Consider the following 15,939-nt stretch of genomic DNA (forward strand, 5'->3'; position numbering starts at 1 on the left):
CTGTAAGGACGTCACATGAACCTGGGAGCTCCGGAGATCATCCTGATCCTGGTGGCATTGGTCCTGCTCTTCGGGGCCAAGAAGCTGCCGGACCTGGCCCGTGGCGTCGGGCGGTCCCTGCGCATCTTCAAGGCCGAGACCAGCAAGATGAACGACGACGACGACGAGCGTCCGACCGTCGTCCAGGCCCAGGCCCAGCCTCCGGCCCAGCCCGCGCCCCCGCAGCAGATCCCGGCCCCCGCGCCCGCGGTGTCGCTCGAGGAGCAGGCCCGCCAGCTCGAGGAGCAGGCCGCCCGGCTGCGTGCCTCGGCGCAGGCCGACAAGCGCGCCTGAGCCTTCCCCTTCATCCGTCCCTCGTCCCCGAGGACTCACCTAGATGGCGCTGCTGAAGAAGTCGGGCCCGAAGCCGTCGCGGGACCCGGAAGGCCGGATGCCGCTGATGGAGCACCTCCGGGAGCTCCGCAACCGGCTGCTCATCGCGATCGCCGCCGTGGCCGTCGGCCTGATCGTGGGCTGGATCGTCTCCGGTCCGGTGTGGGAGATCCTCAAGGAGCCCTACTGCCACACGGACCAGGCGCGGCAGCTCACCGGTGAGTGCAGCCTGACCTACAACGGCATCTTCTCGTCGTTCTTCATCACGCTGAAGATCTCGCTCATGGTCGGTCTCGTGGTGTCCTCACCCGCGTGGCTCTACCAGATCTGGGCGTTCGTCACCCCGGCGCTCTACCGCACCGAGAAGCGCTACACGCTGACGTTCCTGGGGCTGGCGATCCCGCTGTTCGTCCTCGGCGCCTGGCTGTGCTACTTCATCATGGACACCTCGCTGTCCTTCCTGCTGGGCTTCTCGCTGGACGGCACGGTGGCGACGATCGCCATCGACGACTACCTCGACTACGTGCTGATCATGTTGCTGATCTTCGGGGTGTCGTTCGAGCTGCCGCTGCTGCTGGTGTTCCTCAACATCATCGGCGTGGTCTCGCACGCCGCGATCGCCAAGCACCGGCGGCTGGTCATCTTCCTGATGTTCGTCTTCGGCGCGGTGATCACGCCGGGCGGCGACCCCATCACCATGATGGCGCTGGCGACCCCGATGATCGTGCTGTTCCTGGCCGCCGAGCTGTTCATGTACCTCCGCGAGCGCAGGCGGCCGGCGGACGAGTTCGCCGGGCTGTCCGACGACGAGGCCTCGCCGCTGTCCGACGACGACAGGCCGCTCGACGACGTGCCGCTCGGTGACGCCCCGCCCGCTGACAGGCCGGTCGGCGACAAGCCGGGCGACGGGGATCCCGCCGGGCGATAGCGGGCGGAGGATTCCGGTTCCGCGCGATAGGCGATAGGTTCCGGGCGTGTCCCCCCAACTCGCCGTGCTCGTCAACCCGGCCGCACGCGGCGGCCGGGCCCTGCGCCAGCTCGAACCCGTGGCGCGCCGGCTGCGCGCCGGCGGGGCGGAGCTGTCGGTCATCGTCGGCTCCGACGCCGCCGACGCGCTCGAACGCGCCTGCACCGCCGTCGCCGAGCGCCCCGACGCGCTCGTCGCCTTCGGCGGCGACGGCCTGGTGCACCTGGCCGTGCAGGCCGTGGCCGGCACCGACGTGCCGCTCGGCATCATCCCGGCCGGCACCGGCAACGACATCGCGGCCGCGCTCGGCGTGCCGTGCAAGGACCCGATGGCGGCCGCCCGGGTCGTGCTGCGGATGAAGTCGCGGCTGGTGGATGCCGCCCGCGTGCGCGCAGGGCGGACCGAGGAGCTGTTCGCCGGGGTGCTGTGCTGCGGCTTCGACTCGCGGGTCAACGAGCGGGCCAACCGGCTCACCTGGCCGGCCGGGTCGGCCCGCTACGTGGTGGCCATGGTGGAGGAGCTGCGCTCGTTCCGGGCCGTGCCGTTCCGGCTCGTCCTCGACGACGACGAGGTGATCGAGCGGGAGGCGATGCTGGTGGCGGTGGCCAACACCCGTTCGTACGGCGGCGGCATGCGGGTGTGCCCCGACGCGCTGCCCGACGACGGGCTGCTCGACGTAGTGATGGTCGGGGCCCTGCCGAAGGGCGAGTTCCTGCGCGTCTTCCCGAGCGTCTACCGGGGCACGCACGCCGGGCATCCGGCGGTGACGGCGCGCAGGGCGCGGACGGTGCGCCTGGAGGCCGCGGACCCGGCCGGGCTGGTGGCGTACGCCGACGGCGAGCGCGTCGGGCCGGTGCCCGTGGAGTGCGAGGTCCGGCCGGGCGCGCTGCGCGTCCTCGTCTGAAATCTACTTTGTAAAGGCGTCGGGCCCGGATCGCCCGCACCCGGCCCCGTACGGAAGGACGGACCGGAATGGCGGTTTCGGTAGGCTGACGGGTATGACAACGCCAGCGGAACGCTATGCGGCCTTCCGTCAGAAGCACGCCGACGACGGGGCCGCGCTCACATCGTTCCGAGGTCTCTACGACTTCGAGCTGGACGACTTCCAGCTCGACGCCTGCCGCGCCCTGGAGGCCGGTGACGGCGTCCTGGTGGCGGCGCCGACGGGGTCGGGCAAGACGGTCGTCGGCGAGTTCGCCGTCCATCTGGCCCTGCAGCAGGGCATGAAGTGCTTCTACACCACCCCCATCAAGGCGCTGTCCAACCAGAAGTACAACGACCTGGTCAAGCGCTACGGCACCGCCAAGGTGGGCCTGCTGACCGGCGACAACAGCGTCAACGGCGAGGCCCCGATCGTGGTCATGACCACCGAGGTGCTGCGCAACATGCTGTACGCCGGGTCGGCCACGCTGGCCGGGCTCGGCTTCGCGGTGATGGACGAGGTCCACTACCTGGCCGACCGGTTCCGTGGCGCGGTGTGGGAGGAGGTCATCATCCACCTGCCGGAGTCGGTCCGGCTGGTGGCGCTGTCGGCGACGGTGAGCAACGCCGAGGAGTTCGGCGAGTGGCTGGGCGACGTGCGCGGTGACACCACGGTCATCGTCGACGAGCACCGGCCGGTGCCGCTGTGGCAGCACATGATGATCGGCAACCGCGTCTACGACATGTTCGTCAACGACGACCTGACGCCGCGCATCAACCCCACGCTGATGCGGGTGACCAGGGACGCCGAGCGGCTGATGGCGGGCCGGGGCAGGGGGCGGGGCTACGGCCGGCCGCAGCGGGCCCGGCCGCCGGACCGGGTGCAGGTGATCGAGAAGCTCGACTCCGAGGGGCTGCTGCCGGCGATCACGTTCATCTTCTCGCGGGCGGGCTGCCAGGCGGCGGTGCAGCAGTGCCTCTACGCGGGCATCCGGCTCACCACCGACCGCGAGCGGCACGAGATCCGCCAGCTCGTCGACGAGCGCACCGCCCACCTGCCCGACGAGGATCTCGCGGTGCTGGGCTACCTGGAGTGGCGCGAGTGCCTGGAGCGCGGGCTCGCCGCGCACCACGCGGGCATGCTGCCGGCCTTCAAGGAGGTCGTGGAGGAGCTGTTCACGCGGGGGCTGGTCAAGGCGGTCTTCGCGACGGAGACGCTGGCTCTGGGCATCAACATGCCGGCCCGCAGCGTGGTGATCGAGAAGCTGGACAAGTGGAACGGCGAGACGCACGCCGACCTGACGCCGGGGGAGTACACCCAGCTCACCGGCCGGGCGGGGCGGCGCGGCATCGACGTCGAGGGCCACGCCGTGGTGCTGTGGCAGCCGGGCATGGACCCGCTGTCGGTGGCGGGGCTGGCCGGCACGCGTACCTATCCGCTGCGCTCCAGCTTCCAGCCGTCGTACAACATGGCGGTCAACCTGGTGGGGCAGTTCGGCCGTGAGCGGGCGCGCACGCTGCTGGAGGAGTCGTTCGCGCAGTTCCAGGCCGACCGGGCGGTGGTGGGGCTGGCCAAGCAGCTCCGCAAGCACGAGGAGGCGCTGGAGGGCTACCAGGAGGCCATGACGTGCCACCTGGGCGACTTCCCCGAGTACGCCGCGCTGCGGCGGCGGCTGTCGGACCGGGAGGCCGAGCTGTCCAAGCAGCGCGGCGCGGCGCGGCGGGCGGCGGCGGTGCGCTCGCTGGAGGCGCTGCAGCCGGGCGACGTGATCCGGGTGCCGGGCGGGCGGCGGGCGGGGCTGGCGATCGTCCTGGACCCGGGCCGCAACCCGCGCGGGCAGGGCCCGAGCCCGCTGGTGCTGACGATCGGCAAGCAGGTCAAGAAGCTCGACCCGGCCGACTTCCCGGTGCCGGTCGAGCCGCTGGAGAAGCTGCGCATCCCGAAGAACTTCAACGGCCGCTCGCCGAAGGAACGCGCCAACCTGGTCTCCACGCTGCTGGCCAAGATCGGCGACCGTGACCTCGGCAAGCCGCCGCGCGTGCGTGACCACGCGATGGAGGACGACGAGATCAACGAGCTGCGCCGGCGCATCCGGCAGCATCCGTGTCACGGCTGCGACGAGCGCGAGGACCACGCCCGCTGGGCCGAGCGCTACTACAAGCTGCTGCGCGAGACCGAGGGGCTGCGCCGCCGGGTGGAGGGCCGCTCGCATGTCATCTCGCGGACGTTCGACCGCATCTGCTCGGTGCTGGAGCAGCTCGGCTACCTCGACGGCGAGACCGTCACCGACGAGGGCCGCCGTCTCGGCCGCCTCTACACCGAGCTCGACCTGCTGACGGCCGAGAGCCTGCGCCAGGGCCTGTGGGAGGAGCTGGACCCGGCCGAGCTGGCGGCGTGCGTGTCGGCGCTGGTGTTCGAGTCGCGGGCGGCCGACGACGCGCGCCGGCCGAAGATCCCCGCAGGACGGGCGCAGGACGCGCTGACGGCCATGCTGCGGCTGTGGGGGGAGCTGGAGGGCATCGAGTCCGACCACAAGCTGTCGACGCTGCGTGAGCCGGATCTGGGGTTCGCGTGGGCGGCGTTCCGGTGGACGAAGGGGCATACGCTGGACGCGGTGCTGATGGACGGCGTCAACGGCAACGAGCTGGCGGCCGGCGACTTCGTCCGGTGGATCAAGCAGCTGATGGACCTGCTGGGGCAGCTCCAGAACGCGGCGGCGCCGGGCAGCAGGATCCGGCAGACGGCGGGCAAGGCGGTCGACGCGATGCGGCGCGGAGTGGTGGCGTACTCGTCGCTGACCTGACCGGCTGAGTCCGGTGAGTGAGGGCCGGCCACTCGGCCCTCACTCGTCGCCGTGCGCGATGCCCGCGACGGTGAGCGCGAGCCCGAGCACGCCGGTGACGATCCCGGCGACCGTCAGCGCGCCGCCGTCGAACACCAGGTGGAGCAGGCCGAAATCGCGGTCGAAGACGTGGACGGCGACCAGGGCGCCGAAGCCCTGGATCATGAGGAGCACACCGAGGATCGTCATGCGTCCCATCGTGGCGACCGGTGAGGGGCCGGCCATCGGCCGAAAGTAGCGGGCGGGGCCGACTTGTGGCCATTGCCAGGGAAGCTGTGTTGGCGGTGGCGTGACGATTCTTTGGTTCATTTACTCATTTGCGGCGGATTTAACAAGAACGATGAGACGCCGTTCTCGTCGCGTTTTACCGGTCAAGCTTTCACGGTTTCGGCTGAAATGTCGTGAATTATGCGACTTGGTCGGGTAACGTCCGAATTGTCAAGTGTTCGGCCGTTCAACGGGGGAGGAATCATGGCGAACACGCAGCTCACTCACGTCGGGTACCAGCAGGGATGGGGCTGCCGGCGTCGCTATTGGCGCCGCCGCTGGGCCTGCGCCCGCCGTAGGTGGTGGGGTTGGGGGTGCTGACAGCGCCACGTGAGAGCCGGCGGCTCAGCCGCCGGCTCTCCTTTTCCGCCTCCGGCCGCGAACTCGCCCCGGCGATCACCCTTCGCCGGACTTTCCGCGAGTTCTGGCCGGACACCCGTGGGCTGCGGCCGTTGTTCGCCGCCGGAGTGGTGTTCGCCGTCCTGGCCGCGCTGTGCGAGGTCGCCGCGATCCGCCTGTTCGGCCACATCACGGACGAGGTGCTCACCACCCGGGACCTGGAGGGTTTCTGGGTCCCCGCGTTCAGCTGGCTGGGGCTCGCCACGGTCGCGGGGGCGGCGTCGTTCGCCGGGGCGTACGCCACCGCCCTCGCCGCCGAACGCTTCCTGCTGAGACTCCGCGACCGCATCTTCGGCCACCTGCAGACGCTCGCGCCCGACTACGCCGAGAAGCGGCGGCTCGGCGACCTCATGGCCCGGCTCACCGACGACGTCGAGGCCATCGAGGAGCTCGTCGGCTCGGGGCTGGTCAAGGCGATCACCACCGCCGCCAGCGTGGTGTTCTTCGCCGGGGCCGCGTTCCTCGTCCGCTGGGACTTGGCGCTCGTCACGCTCGCCCTGATCCCGGCGTTCCTGCTGGTGTCGAAGCTGTTCGCGGCGAAGTTCCGCGTCGCGGCCGCGCGCGAGCGGCACAGCAACGGCGCGATGAACAGCGTCCTGGAGGAGGGGCTGGCCAACCAGCCGCTGGTGCAGGCGTACAACCGGCAGCGCGACGAGGCGCGCAGGCTGCACCGCGAGGGACGGACCTGGCTGCGCGCCAACCTGTCGCAGGCGTGGCTGTCCGGCCTGTACGGCCCGGTCGTCCAGGTCATCGAGACCGTCTGCCTGATCATCGTCCTCGGCGTCGGCGCGTGGGAGATCGCCGCCGGCCGGCTGACCATCGGCGGCCTGCTGGCCTTCGCCGCGTACCTGGCCCTGCTCTATCCGGCCGTCCAGGGGCTCGGCGAGCTGGCGCTCACCGTGTCGGAGGCGGCCGCGGGCTCCGACCGGATCATCGAGGTCCTGCGGGCCAGGCCCGCCGTCACCGACGCCCCCTCGGCCGTCGCCGCCGGATCGGGACGGGGCCGCGTGGAGTTCGACCGGGTCGGCTTCGCCTATCCGGGACGCGCCTCGCGGCCCGCGCTGCGCGAGGTGTCCTTCGTCGCCGAACCCGGGGAGGTGCTGGTGATCACCGGGCCCAGCGGGGCGGGCAAGTCCACGCTGGCCAAGCTGCTGCTGCGCTTCTACGACCCGGACGAGGGCCGCATCCTGCTGGACGGCGCCGACGTCCGGAGCCTGACGCGCGAGTCGCTGCGCGAGAACGTCACCGTGCTGCACCAGGAGACGATGCTGTTCTCCGGTTCCGTACGGGACAACATCGCCTACGGGCGGCCCGCCGCCTCCATGGAGGAGATCATCCGGGCCGCGGAGACGGCCGGCGTGCACGAGTTCGTCAAGGATCTGCCCCGGGGGTACGACACGCCGGTGGGGCAGCGCGGGCGGCTGCTGTCCGGGGGGCAGCGGCAGCGCGTCGCGATCGCCAGGGCGGTCCTGCGGGACGCGCCGGTGCTGGTGCTCGACGAGCCCATGACCGGGCTGGACGAGGAGACGGCCGCGCAGGTCATGGCGCCGCTGGGGCGGCTCATGGCGGGGCGGACGACCATCCTCATCACGCACGACCTGCGGCAGGTGCCGTCGGGCGCGCGGGTGATCGGGCTGCGGCCGGTGCCCAGGCACGAGCGCATCCGGCTCAGGCGGGCCGGCGTCCCGCGCCTGGCCAGGGACCGGTCCGGGGATCGGGCCAGGGACCGGGCCACGGATCGGGCCGGGGATCGGGCCGGGGATCGGGCCGGGGATCGGGCCGGCGCGGGACACGGGGCCGCGCCCGCCGGTCGCGCGGAGGCCGCGCACGCCGGCCGCGCGGAGGCCGCGCACGCCGTGCGGTCGTCCGGGTCGGTGCCGTGGCCGCGCGAACCGCTCGTGCCCGGACCCGGTGGCGCCGACGCCGGGCCGTGATCCGGTGGCGCCGCGCACGGGACACCCGTCCTTCCCGCGAAGGGCGGGTGTTCTCGTGTCATCGGGGCTGTTTGTCCGGGAAGTCCGCCGGTAGAATCGGAGAGATCCCTCCGGTTGCCGGTGAAGGCGGGTGGAGCGCATGGGCGACGATCACAGCACGGCCAGACCGCTCCGCGCGGACGCCCGTCGCAACCGGGAACGGGTGCTGCAGATCGCCCAGGAGGCCCTGGCCAGCGACGGCCTCACCATCTCCTTCGACGAGATCGCCCGCCGGGCCGGGTTCGGCGTCGGCACCGTCTACCGGCACTTCCCGACCAGGGAGGCGTTGTTCGAGGCGGTGCTGCTCGGCCGGATGGAACGTTTCGTGGCCGACGCGCGCGCGCTCGCCACCGCCGAGGACCCCGGCCGGGCGTTCTTCGGCTGGTTCCGTACGGTGGTCGAGCAGGCCTCGGCCAACCAGGCGCTGTGCGAGATGCTGGAGGGCGGCACGGGACCGGCGTTCCGGCGCGGGACGACGCTGGAGGCCGACTTCGCCGCCGCGCTGGGGCGGCTGCTGCAACGCGCCCAGCGGGCCGGGGCGGTGCGCGGCGACCTCCGCACGGAGGACGTGCAGGACCTGCTGCGCGGCTGCCTCACGGCCGAGCGGCGGGCGCGGGCCAGGGGAGGGAAGGTCTCGATGGCCGAGGTGGTCTGCGACGGCATGCGCTCACACCCGCGCTGAGCCGCGGCGCCTCAGCGGACACCGCCGCGCCTCGAAGGGGCGGCGGCGTCTTGAAGGGGCCGCGCCTCGAAGGGGCGGCGCGTCAGAGGAGCCGTCGCGGCTCAGGGGGAGCCGTCGAGGGTGAAGCGGACCTCGCGGGTGGCCGGGTCGGCCTTGGTGAGGCGGACCGTGACCTGCGAGCCGAGCGGCAGCGGGCCGTCGCAGCGGGCGATCACCGCGGGCTCGACGAGCTGGACCTGCCCGCCGCCGCGCCGCTCGTCCACGTCGATCACCACCGCCTCGAACGCCTCCCCGACCCGCCCCCGCAGCAGGAACGCCTCCACCAGGTCCACGCACGCCCGGTCCACCGCCGAGGCCCGCCGCCCGGACACGGCCATCAGCTCCGGCAGCCCGGCGAGCCCCGCCCGCACGTCGGCGGGCACCGGCTCACCGGCGGCGACCGCCAGGCACACCTCGGTGGCGTACCGGTCGACCAGCCGCCGCAGCGGGGCCGTGACGTGCGCGTACGGCGCCGCGACCGCCGCGTGCCCCGCCTCCTTCGGCGGCGCACCGTCGAACGCCTCGTAGCCTGAGCCGCGCAGCAGCACCCGCGACTCGTGCAGGAACGCCGCCTGCCGCGGGTTCTTCGGGTCCAGCCCGTGCACCACCTCGCCGTAGCCGGCGCCGTCCGGCCACGGCACGCCCAGCGCCCCCGCCACCAGGCGGACCTTGGCGAGGTCGTCCGGCCGGGAGGCGGGCAGCACGCGCAGGATGCCGATCTCGGCGTCGAGCATCATCGCCGCCGCGGCCATGCCGGTCAGCAGCGAGATCTGCGCGTTCCACGCCTCGGCCGGCAGCGGCACCCGGTACTCCAGCCGGTAACCGCCGTCGGCGGGCACGACCTCCTGTTCGGGCGTCGGCAGGGTGACGCCGCCGCGCTCGCGTTCCAGCGCGAGCCGCAGCCGCCCGATCTCGGCCAGCAGCCCGAGCACGCCGTCGGCGGTGCCGGTGTCGACGGCGGCCTGCACGTACGCGTAGTCGAGGCGCTCGCGGCTGCGCACCAGGGCGCGCTGCACGTCGGCGCCGATCGTGCGGCCGTCGGCGTCGAGGTCGATCCGCCACACCGCGGCCGGGCGCGGCAGTCCGGGCAGCAGGCTGGCCGCGTCCTCGGACAGGACCTTGGGGTGCAGCGGGATCTTGCCCTGCGGCATGTAGACCGTCTCGCCCCTGGCCCGGGCCTCGGCGTCGATGATCCCGCCCGGGCGGACGAACGCGCCCACGTCGGCGACGGCGTACCAGACCCGGTAGCCGGCGCGCAGCCGTTCCAGGTGGAGTGCCTGGTCGAGGTCCATGGAGCCGGGCGGGTCGATGGTGACGAACGGCAGGTCGGTGAGGTCCTTGCCGCTGAGCCGCGGCACCTGCGCCACCCACGCCGCCTCGTCCAGCACGGCGGGCGGGAAGCCGGCGGGCAGCGCCAGCTCGCGCCCGATGCGGTCGAACCCGTCTTCCAGCTTCAGGGGGATCTCTTCTGGAACCTGAATCATCGACACGGGCACAACCTACCGTTGCGCCTCCAGACGGGTCAGCCGGGGCTTTTTGTGCGATTCCCGCTTTTGGCGTGATCGCTCACATTACGCTGCTGCCCCGGTAGGTACGAGGGAGAGCACAACGTGTGGATCGCAGTCGCGGTGCCGGCCGTCGTCGTCGGGATCCTGGTCTGGTGGCTGCGCCGTGCCCGGCCCGCCGCTCCGGAGGCCGGTGGGGGTTTCGCGGCCGGACGGGCGCCGGAGTGGGGGCCGGGCCTGACGCCGGAGGCGGACGCCGCGTTCGTGGAGGGGCTGGGCGCGTACGACGCCACCGGCGAGGCGTTGCGGCCGGACTGGGAGCGGGACGTGCTCGCGGTGGACGGCACGCCGCCACGGCTGATCTCGCTGCGGCTGCTCGCCGACGGGTTCGCCGCCCTGGAGGAGGCCGCCCTGCACGACCCGCAGGGCGCGGTCGCGGGCCTCATGGCCGAGTACGCCGCCGCCGAGCGGCCCGGGGTGCTGCACCTGCGGGCCGAGTGGCCGGCGGACGAGGTGGACGGCATGGACCGTACGGCCTTCGCCGAGGCCGTACGGGCGGTCGTCTGCCCGCCGGGCGCGACCGGCGTCGAGGGGTTCGCGAAGGACGGGTTCCTGCTCGTCACCGTCACCGACGCTGAAGCGTCCGGGCGCAACACGCTGATGCTGGACCTCGGGCGGGTGCTCGACCTGTACGCGGAGGCGCGCGAGAAGCGGCCCGACGCGACGCCGGGGGAGGTGCTGGGCGAGGTCGTGTCCGGCATGCTCGCCGCCGGCGGCCCGGGCCTCACCTGGGTACGCCCCCCGACCGAGCAGGAGCGCCACACCGTGACGACGGCCTGCGCCCCAGCCTGAGCCGGCGTCAGCCGCCGCCCTCGGCGCGCCCCTCGCGCCAGTACCCCATGAACGCGACCGCCCGCCGATCCATCCCCCGCTCGCCCACCAGGTGACGCCGCAGCGTCTTGATCACGCCGGCCTCGCCCGCCAGCCACGCGTACAGCGGGTCGGCGGCGTCCTCCTCCGGCACCTCCCACAGCTCCTCGGCGTCCACGTCCACGTCGCTGAAGCCGTTCGTGCCGGCGCCGGGGGACGTCAGCAGCCGCCCGGCGGCGGCCTGGACGGCGGGGATGAGCTGGGCGCCGCGCTCGCCGCCGTTCCTGGGGAGCCAGCCGACGCGCACCGAGCAGGAGGTCTCGACGGGCAGGGCGTCGTCGTCGAAGGGCACCTCGAGAAGGGCCTCGCCGGTGACCCCGGCGGGCAGGCGCTCCAGGACGGAGCAGATGGCGGGCACGGCGGTCTCGTCGCCGGCGAGCAGCACGGTCGTGCTGCCGGCGGGCAGCCGGAACTCCAGTCCGCCGTGCACCCCGTCGTAGCGGGCGTCGGGCCCGAGGATCGCGACCTCGTCGCCGGGCTGGACCCGCTCCGCCCACTGGGCGACCGGCCCGCCGTCGGGGTGCATGACGACGTCCACGTCCAGTTCCCTGACGTCCGCCCGCACCTGGCGCGCGGTGTAGGTGCGGATCGGGTTGCGCCTGGTGTCGTCGAGCTGCCGCCACTGCTGGTACCAGTCCGGCCCGGACGGCAGGTACGACAGCCCGCAGCCCGGCAGCGGCAGAATGAGCTTGATCCGCTGGTCGTAGCCGTTGTCGGCGAAATGGCCGAGGTCGTCTCCGGTGAACGTGACCCGCAGGAACGACGGGCTCAGCCGCTCAAGCCGGTCTACCTGGACGTGGAACATGTGAAACGGCGAGCTCATCCCCGACTCCTCCAACAAAATTAGGCGAGCCTAACCTAAACGATCGCCGGAGGGCTGGCCACCGCACGCAGCGTCAGGACCGATGCACACATCGGAGTCACCGCAGGTCATCAAGTGGATCACTGTCCTCGACAAGCCGTTGTCATGAAAGTTTCAGCGACGATTGACAGTTGGAAAGCGCTTACCTATGTTGTGGCATGTTCGCTCTCACGTACGTAGATCACGTATGTGAACGGATGCTCGCTGGGGGGACACCATTCGCGGACCTGACGGTCCGCTAGGGCCAGCAAGGAGCAGAATCGTGCGACACACATCCATCGGCAGAACGGGCGCGGTCCTCACGGGCGTCGTCACCCTCACCGCCTCCGCGGTGACCGGCGTCGTCATGGCCTCGGCGGCGGCCGCCGCTCCGGCGCCCGGAGCGTACACGCTCGTGAACGCGCACAGCGGCAAGTGCGCGGGCGTGGAGGGCGCGAGCACCTCCGCGGGCAAGGCGGTGCAGCAGGAGAGCTGCACCGGCGGCTCGTCCCAGACCTGGACGGTGGCCGAGTCCGGCGGCACCGTCAGGATCGCCAACGCGGACGGCCCGGTCGGCTGGGCCACGCAGGGCGGCGGCACCACGGGCGGCGGCGGCACGAGCCCGACCACCGTCACCTCCTCCTCGGCCCTGACCAGCGCCCTGTCCGCGAGCGGCTCGGGGGTGATCCGGGTCTCCGGCACGATCTCCTGCTCGGGCATGCTGAAGGTCGGCTCCAACAAGACGATCATCGGCAACTCCGGCGCCGTCATCTCGGGCTGCGGGCTCAACATCTCCAAGGCGTCCAACGTGATCGTGCGCAACCTCACCTTCAGGAACTGGAACGACGACGCCATCAACGTCCAGTACTCGACCCGGGTGTGGATCGACCACAACAGCTTCAGCAACGGCTACGACGGCGCGGTGGACGTCAAGCGGGCCAGCGACTACGTCACCATCTCCTGGAACAGGGTCAGCTCCCACAACAAGACGATGCTGCTCGGCCACGACGACGGCAACGGCTCGGAGGACCGCGGCCACCTGCGGGTGACGTACCACCACAACTGGTTCGACGGCACCAACCAGCGTCACCCGCGGGTGCGCTTCGGCAACCCGGTGCACGTCTACAACAACTTCTACGGCAACATCGGCAGCTACGGCGTGGCCTCGACGCAGGAGGCGGGCGTGCTGGTCGAGGGCAACCACTTCGAGAACACCGACGACCCGTTCCACCGGGGCGAGGGCGACTCCGACCCGGGCAATCTGGTGGCGCGCAACAACTGCTTCGTCAACTCCGGCAGCGGCCAGGCCGGCGGCAGCGTCGCCTCCATCCCCTACTCCTACACGCTGGACACCCCCTGCAACGTCAAGTCCATCGTGACCGCGGGCGCGGGCGCCGGGCGGATCTCCGTCTGAACGCCGTTCCCGCCCTGATCGAGGCCCCTCCGGCGACCGCCCGCCGGAGGGGCCTTCCCTCGCCCCGGCGGAGCCGGGTTCGATAGCGTCTTTCCGCGCGTCACACCCCCTGTGCCTGTTGCGTAAGGAGCCCGGCTTGTCCTACCTGATGTTGTCCGCCGCGGATGTCGCCCTCCTGCTCGACGCCTCCGGCCCCGGCCTGCCCCGCGTCCGCCACTTCGGCGCCGCGCCCGGCACGGACGACGGGGCCGAGCTGCTTCCCCTGCTGGCGTCCCTGGTGAGCGCGCCGCCGCTGCTGCCCGCGCAGGGCGACGGCTGGTACGGCCGCCCGGGCCTGGCGGGCTCCCGCGACGGCGAGCACTGGCCGGTGCGCTGGACCCTGGGCGGCGCGGACGTCGCGGCGGAGCCGGGCAGGGGCGGCACGGTGACGATCACCGCGGCCGACGAGCGGGCGGGCCTGGCGCTGGTGAGCGAGCTGGGCATGGACGCCCACGGGGTGGTGACGCTGCGGCACACGGTGACCAACACGGCGGCCTCGCCGTACCGGCTGGCGGGCCTGGTGTGCGCGCTGCCGATCCCGGCGCGGGCCGGCGAGCTGCTGGACTTCACCGGGCGCTGGGCGCTGGAGAAGGTGCCGCAGCGGCGGGCGTTCGCGCACGGCGTGTGGAGCAGGGAGAACCGGCGCGGCCGGACCGGGCACGACGCGACCGGCCTGCTCGTGGCGGGCACCGAGGGCTTCGGCTTCCGCTCCGGCGAGGTGTGGGCCGTGCACGCGGGCTGGAGCGGCGACCACGTCCACTACGCCGAGCGCCTGCAGGAGGGGGCGGCGCTGTTGGGCGCGGGCGAGCTGCCCGAGCCCGGCGAGATCGTCCTGCGGCAGGGCGAGAGCTACCGCACCCCGCTCGTCTACTTCACCTGGTCGGCGCAGGGCCTGGACGCCGCGAGCGCCCGGCTGCACGACCACCTGCGGGCCGCCCGGCCGCTGCCGGTCCGGCCGGTCACGCTCAACAACTGGGAGGCGACCTACTTCGACCACGGCCTGGACCGGCTGCTGGAGCTGGCCGAGCGGGCCGCGGCGGCCGGGATCGAGCGGTTCGTGCTCGACGACGGCTGGTTCCGCCACCGCCGCCACGACCGGGCCGGGCTCGGCGACTGGTACGTCGACGAGGGCGTCTGGCCGCACGGCCTGCACCCGCTGGCCGAGCGGGTGCGCGGGCTCGGCATGCAGTTCGGCCTGTGGTTCGAGCCTGAGATGGTCAACCCCGACTCCGACCTGGCCCGCGCCCACCCCGACTGGGTCCTCGGCCGGGCCGAGCGCCTGCCGCCGCCGCACCGCAACCAGCAGACGCTCGACCTGGCCCGGCCGGAGGCGTACGCGTACCTGCTGGAGCGGATCGACGCGCTGATCACCGAGTACGCCCTCGACTACATCAAGTGGGACCACAACCGCGACATCGCCGAGCCCGTCCACGACGGGGTGCCCGGCGTGCACGCGCAGACCCTCGCGGCCTATCGCCTGCTGGACGAGCTGCGGGCCCGCCATCCGGGGCTGGAGATCGAGTCGTGCTCGTCGGGCGGCGCCCGCGTCGACTACGGGGTGCTGGCCCGTACCGACCGGGTGTGGACCTCCGACAGCAACGACGCGCTCGACCGGCAGGCCATCCAGCGCTGGACCGGGCTGCTGGTGCCGCCGGAGCGGATGGGCGCGCACGTCGGAGCGCCGCGCGACCACATCACCGGCCGGTCGCTGCCGCTGGCCTTCCGCGCGGGCACAGCGCTGTTCGGGCACATGGGCGTGGAGTGGGACCTCACCTCGGCGAGCGAGGCGGAGCTGGAGGAGCTGGGCGTCTGGATCGCGCTGCACAAGCGGCTGCGGCCGGTGCTGCACGCCGGGCGGGTGGTCCGCGCCGACCATCCCGACCCGTCGGCGCTGCTGCACGGGGTGGTGCTGCCGGAGCGGGCGGTGTTCGGCTACGCGCAGCTGAGCTCGCGGCCGGAGTCGGCCCCCGCGCCGCTGCGGCTGCCCGGCCTGGATCCGGCCGCCCGCTACGAGGTGCGCGTGGCCGGGCCGGTGCCCGGCTCCGCGCTCATGCCGTCGTGGGCGGACGGGCCGGTGCGCCTGCCGGGGGCGGCGCTGGCCGAGCTGGGGCTGCCCGCGCCGGCGCTCCAGCCCGCCTCGGTGGTCGTCATCGAGCTGGAACGGGTCTGAGTCGCCGCGGCTACCGGGGCATGTTGTAGGGGTAGGGGGCCGGGTACGCGCCGGGCACGGGCTGCCAGGCCGCCCAGTCGATCCGTACGCGCTCGCGCCGCTGCCGGTCCACCCTGACCGGCAGCACCGCGCCGGGGGCGAGGATCCCCATCGGGATGCGCGGCAGCGACTGCCGGTGCGTGACCCGGTAGACCTCGCCGTCCGCGCCGCGTACGGCGAGCACGAAGCGCACCACGGGCCGTTCGTTGACCGACATGCCGGTGTCGGTCACGGACTCGACGACGGCCTGCGCGGGGACGCCGGTGGCGAGCAGCTGCCGCCCGGCCCGCGCCGCGACGGCGATGGGCACCCAGACCCCGGCCGTGATGAGCATCGTCACACCTGCGATCGTCAGCGGCAGCCACGTTACGGAGCTCACTGTCTTTCCCCGTTCTTCCTGTTCTCCGACCTTCCTGGCCTTTTCTAGGCAAGGTGGTTTGCATGGCGCTTGATCAGCGCTTGCGAAATACCGGCTTGCGGGCGCGCCGCCGACGGGAACGCATAGAGGCGGAGCGAAAAGCCCGGTAGCCTTCGTGTC

At 72.7% G+C, this 15,939-nt stretch carries 13 protein-coding genes; 9 read left to right on the forward strand and 4 right to left on the reverse strand.

From position 1 onward, the window contains the following. Positions 1 to 15: 15 nt before the first annotated feature. The 4 genes from tatA (at position 16) to ACBR40_RS01130 (ending at position 5,064) form a co-directional block, all read left to right on the forward strand. The gene (gene tatA / locus ACBR40_RS01115) at positions 16 to 333 is read left to right on the forward strand and encodes a Sec-independent protein translocase subunit TatA (RefSeq protein WP_344215473.1); all 318 of its coding nucleotides are present in this window, start codon (positions 16 to 18) and stop codon (positions 331 to 333) included. Between the two features lie 43 nt (positions 334 to 376). After that, the gene (tatC, locus tag ACBR40_RS01120; protein ID WP_344215471.1) at positions 377 to 1,300 is read left to right on the forward strand and encodes a twin-arginine translocase subunit TatC; all 924 of its coding nucleotides are present in this window, start codon (positions 377 to 379) and stop codon (positions 1,298 to 1,300) included. Positions 1,301 to 1,346: 46 nt separating this feature from the next. Continuing rightward, a complete protein-coding gene (locus ACBR40_RS01125; protein WP_371247031.1) occupies positions 1,347 to 2,243 on the forward strand; it encodes a diacylglycerol kinase in 897 nt (298 codons plus the stop codon). 94 nt (positions 2,244 to 2,337) lie between these two features. Continuing rightward, positions 2,338 to 5,064, forward strand: coding sequence for a DEAD/DEAH box helicase (locus ACBR40_RS01130; protein ID WP_371247032.1), 2,727 nt, complete (start codon positions 2,338 to 2,340; stop codon positions 5,062 to 5,064). Between the two features lie 39 nt (positions 5,065 to 5,103). On the opposite strand, the gene ACBR40_RS01135 is transcribed toward ACBR40_RS01130, so the two are convergent. After that, positions 5,104 to 5,292 carry a hypothetical protein gene (locus ACBR40_RS01135; protein WP_344215466.1) on the reverse strand — a complete coding sequence of 63 codons (189 nt, stop codon included), beginning with the start codon at positions 5,290 to 5,292 and terminating at the stop codon, positions 5,104 to 5,106. 392 nt (positions 5,293 to 5,684) lie between these two features. Between ACBR40_RS01135 and ACBR40_RS01140 the strand changes: the two genes are divergently transcribed. Both ACBR40_RS01140 and ACBR40_RS01145 read left to right on the forward strand, forming a co-directional pair. Beyond that, positions 5,685 to 7,703 (forward strand): ABC transporter ATP-binding protein, encoded by a 2,019-nt coding sequence (locus tag ACBR40_RS01140; protein WP_371247033.1) that lies wholly within the window; start codon positions 5,685 to 5,687, stop codon positions 7,701 to 7,703. 139 nt (positions 7,704 to 7,842) lie between these two features. Then, the gene (locus ACBR40_RS01145; RefSeq protein ID WP_364452719.1) at positions 7,843 to 8,424 is read left to right on the forward strand and encodes a TetR/AcrR family transcriptional regulator; all 582 of its coding nucleotides are present in this window, start codon (positions 7,843 to 7,845) and stop codon (positions 8,422 to 8,424) included. A 101-nt stretch (positions 8,425 to 8,525) separates the two neighbouring features. Here the strand turns inward: ACBR40_RS01145 and ACBR40_RS01150 are convergent, their stop codons facing one another. Beyond that, positions 8,526 to 9,947, reverse strand: coding sequence for an RNB domain-containing ribonuclease (locus ACBR40_RS01150; protein ID WP_344215884.1), 1,422 nt, complete (start codon positions 9,945 to 9,947; stop codon positions 8,526 to 8,528). A gap of 126 nt (positions 9,948 to 10,073) precedes the next feature. On the opposite strand from ACBR40_RS01150, the gene ACBR40_RS01155 reads away from it, so the two are divergent. Next, complete coding sequence (locus ACBR40_RS01155) at positions 10,074 to 10,820, forward strand: hypothetical protein (RefSeq protein WP_371247034.1); 747 nt, start codon at positions 10,074 to 10,076, stop codon at positions 10,818 to 10,820. A 7-nt stretch (positions 10,821 to 10,827) separates the two neighbouring features. Here ACBR40_RS01155 and ACBR40_RS01160 read toward each other — a convergent pair whose 3' ends face one another. Next, positions 10,828 to 11,721, reverse strand: coding sequence for a siderophore-interacting protein (locus ACBR40_RS01160; RefSeq protein WP_371247035.1), 894 nt, complete (start codon positions 11,719 to 11,721; stop codon positions 10,828 to 10,830). Positions 11,722 to 12,022: 301 nt separating this feature from the next. Here ACBR40_RS01160 and ACBR40_RS01165 point away from each other — a divergent pair, with 301 nt between their 5' ends. Next, positions 12,023 to 13,153, forward strand: a complete 1,131-nt coding sequence (locus ACBR40_RS01165; RefSeq protein ID WP_371247036.1) for an RICIN domain-containing protein — start codon at positions 12,023 to 12,025, stop codon at positions 13,151 to 13,153. A 148-nt stretch (positions 13,154 to 13,301) separates the two neighbouring features. Beyond that, the gene (locus tag ACBR40_RS01170) at positions 13,302 to 15,362 is read left to right on the forward strand and encodes an alpha-galactosidase (RefSeq protein WP_371247571.1); all 2,061 of its coding nucleotides are present in this window, start codon (positions 13,302 to 13,304) and stop codon (positions 15,360 to 15,362) included. A gap of 10 nt (positions 15,363 to 15,372) precedes the next feature. On the opposite strand, the gene ACBR40_RS01175 is transcribed toward ACBR40_RS01170, so the two are convergent. Beyond that, positions 15,373 to 15,780: a DUF3592 domain-containing protein gene (locus ACBR40_RS01175; RefSeq protein ID WP_344215452.1), complete on the reverse strand. Its 408-nt coding sequence runs from the start codon at positions 15,778 to 15,780 to the stop codon at positions 15,373 to 15,375. Positions 15,781 to 15,939 lie beyond the last annotated feature (159 nt).

Source organism: Nonomuraea sp. AD125B (genome assembly GCF_041402765.1).
GTDB lineage: Bacteria > Actinomycetota > Actinomycetes > Streptosporangiales > Streptosporangiaceae > Nonomuraea > Nonomuraea bangladeshensis.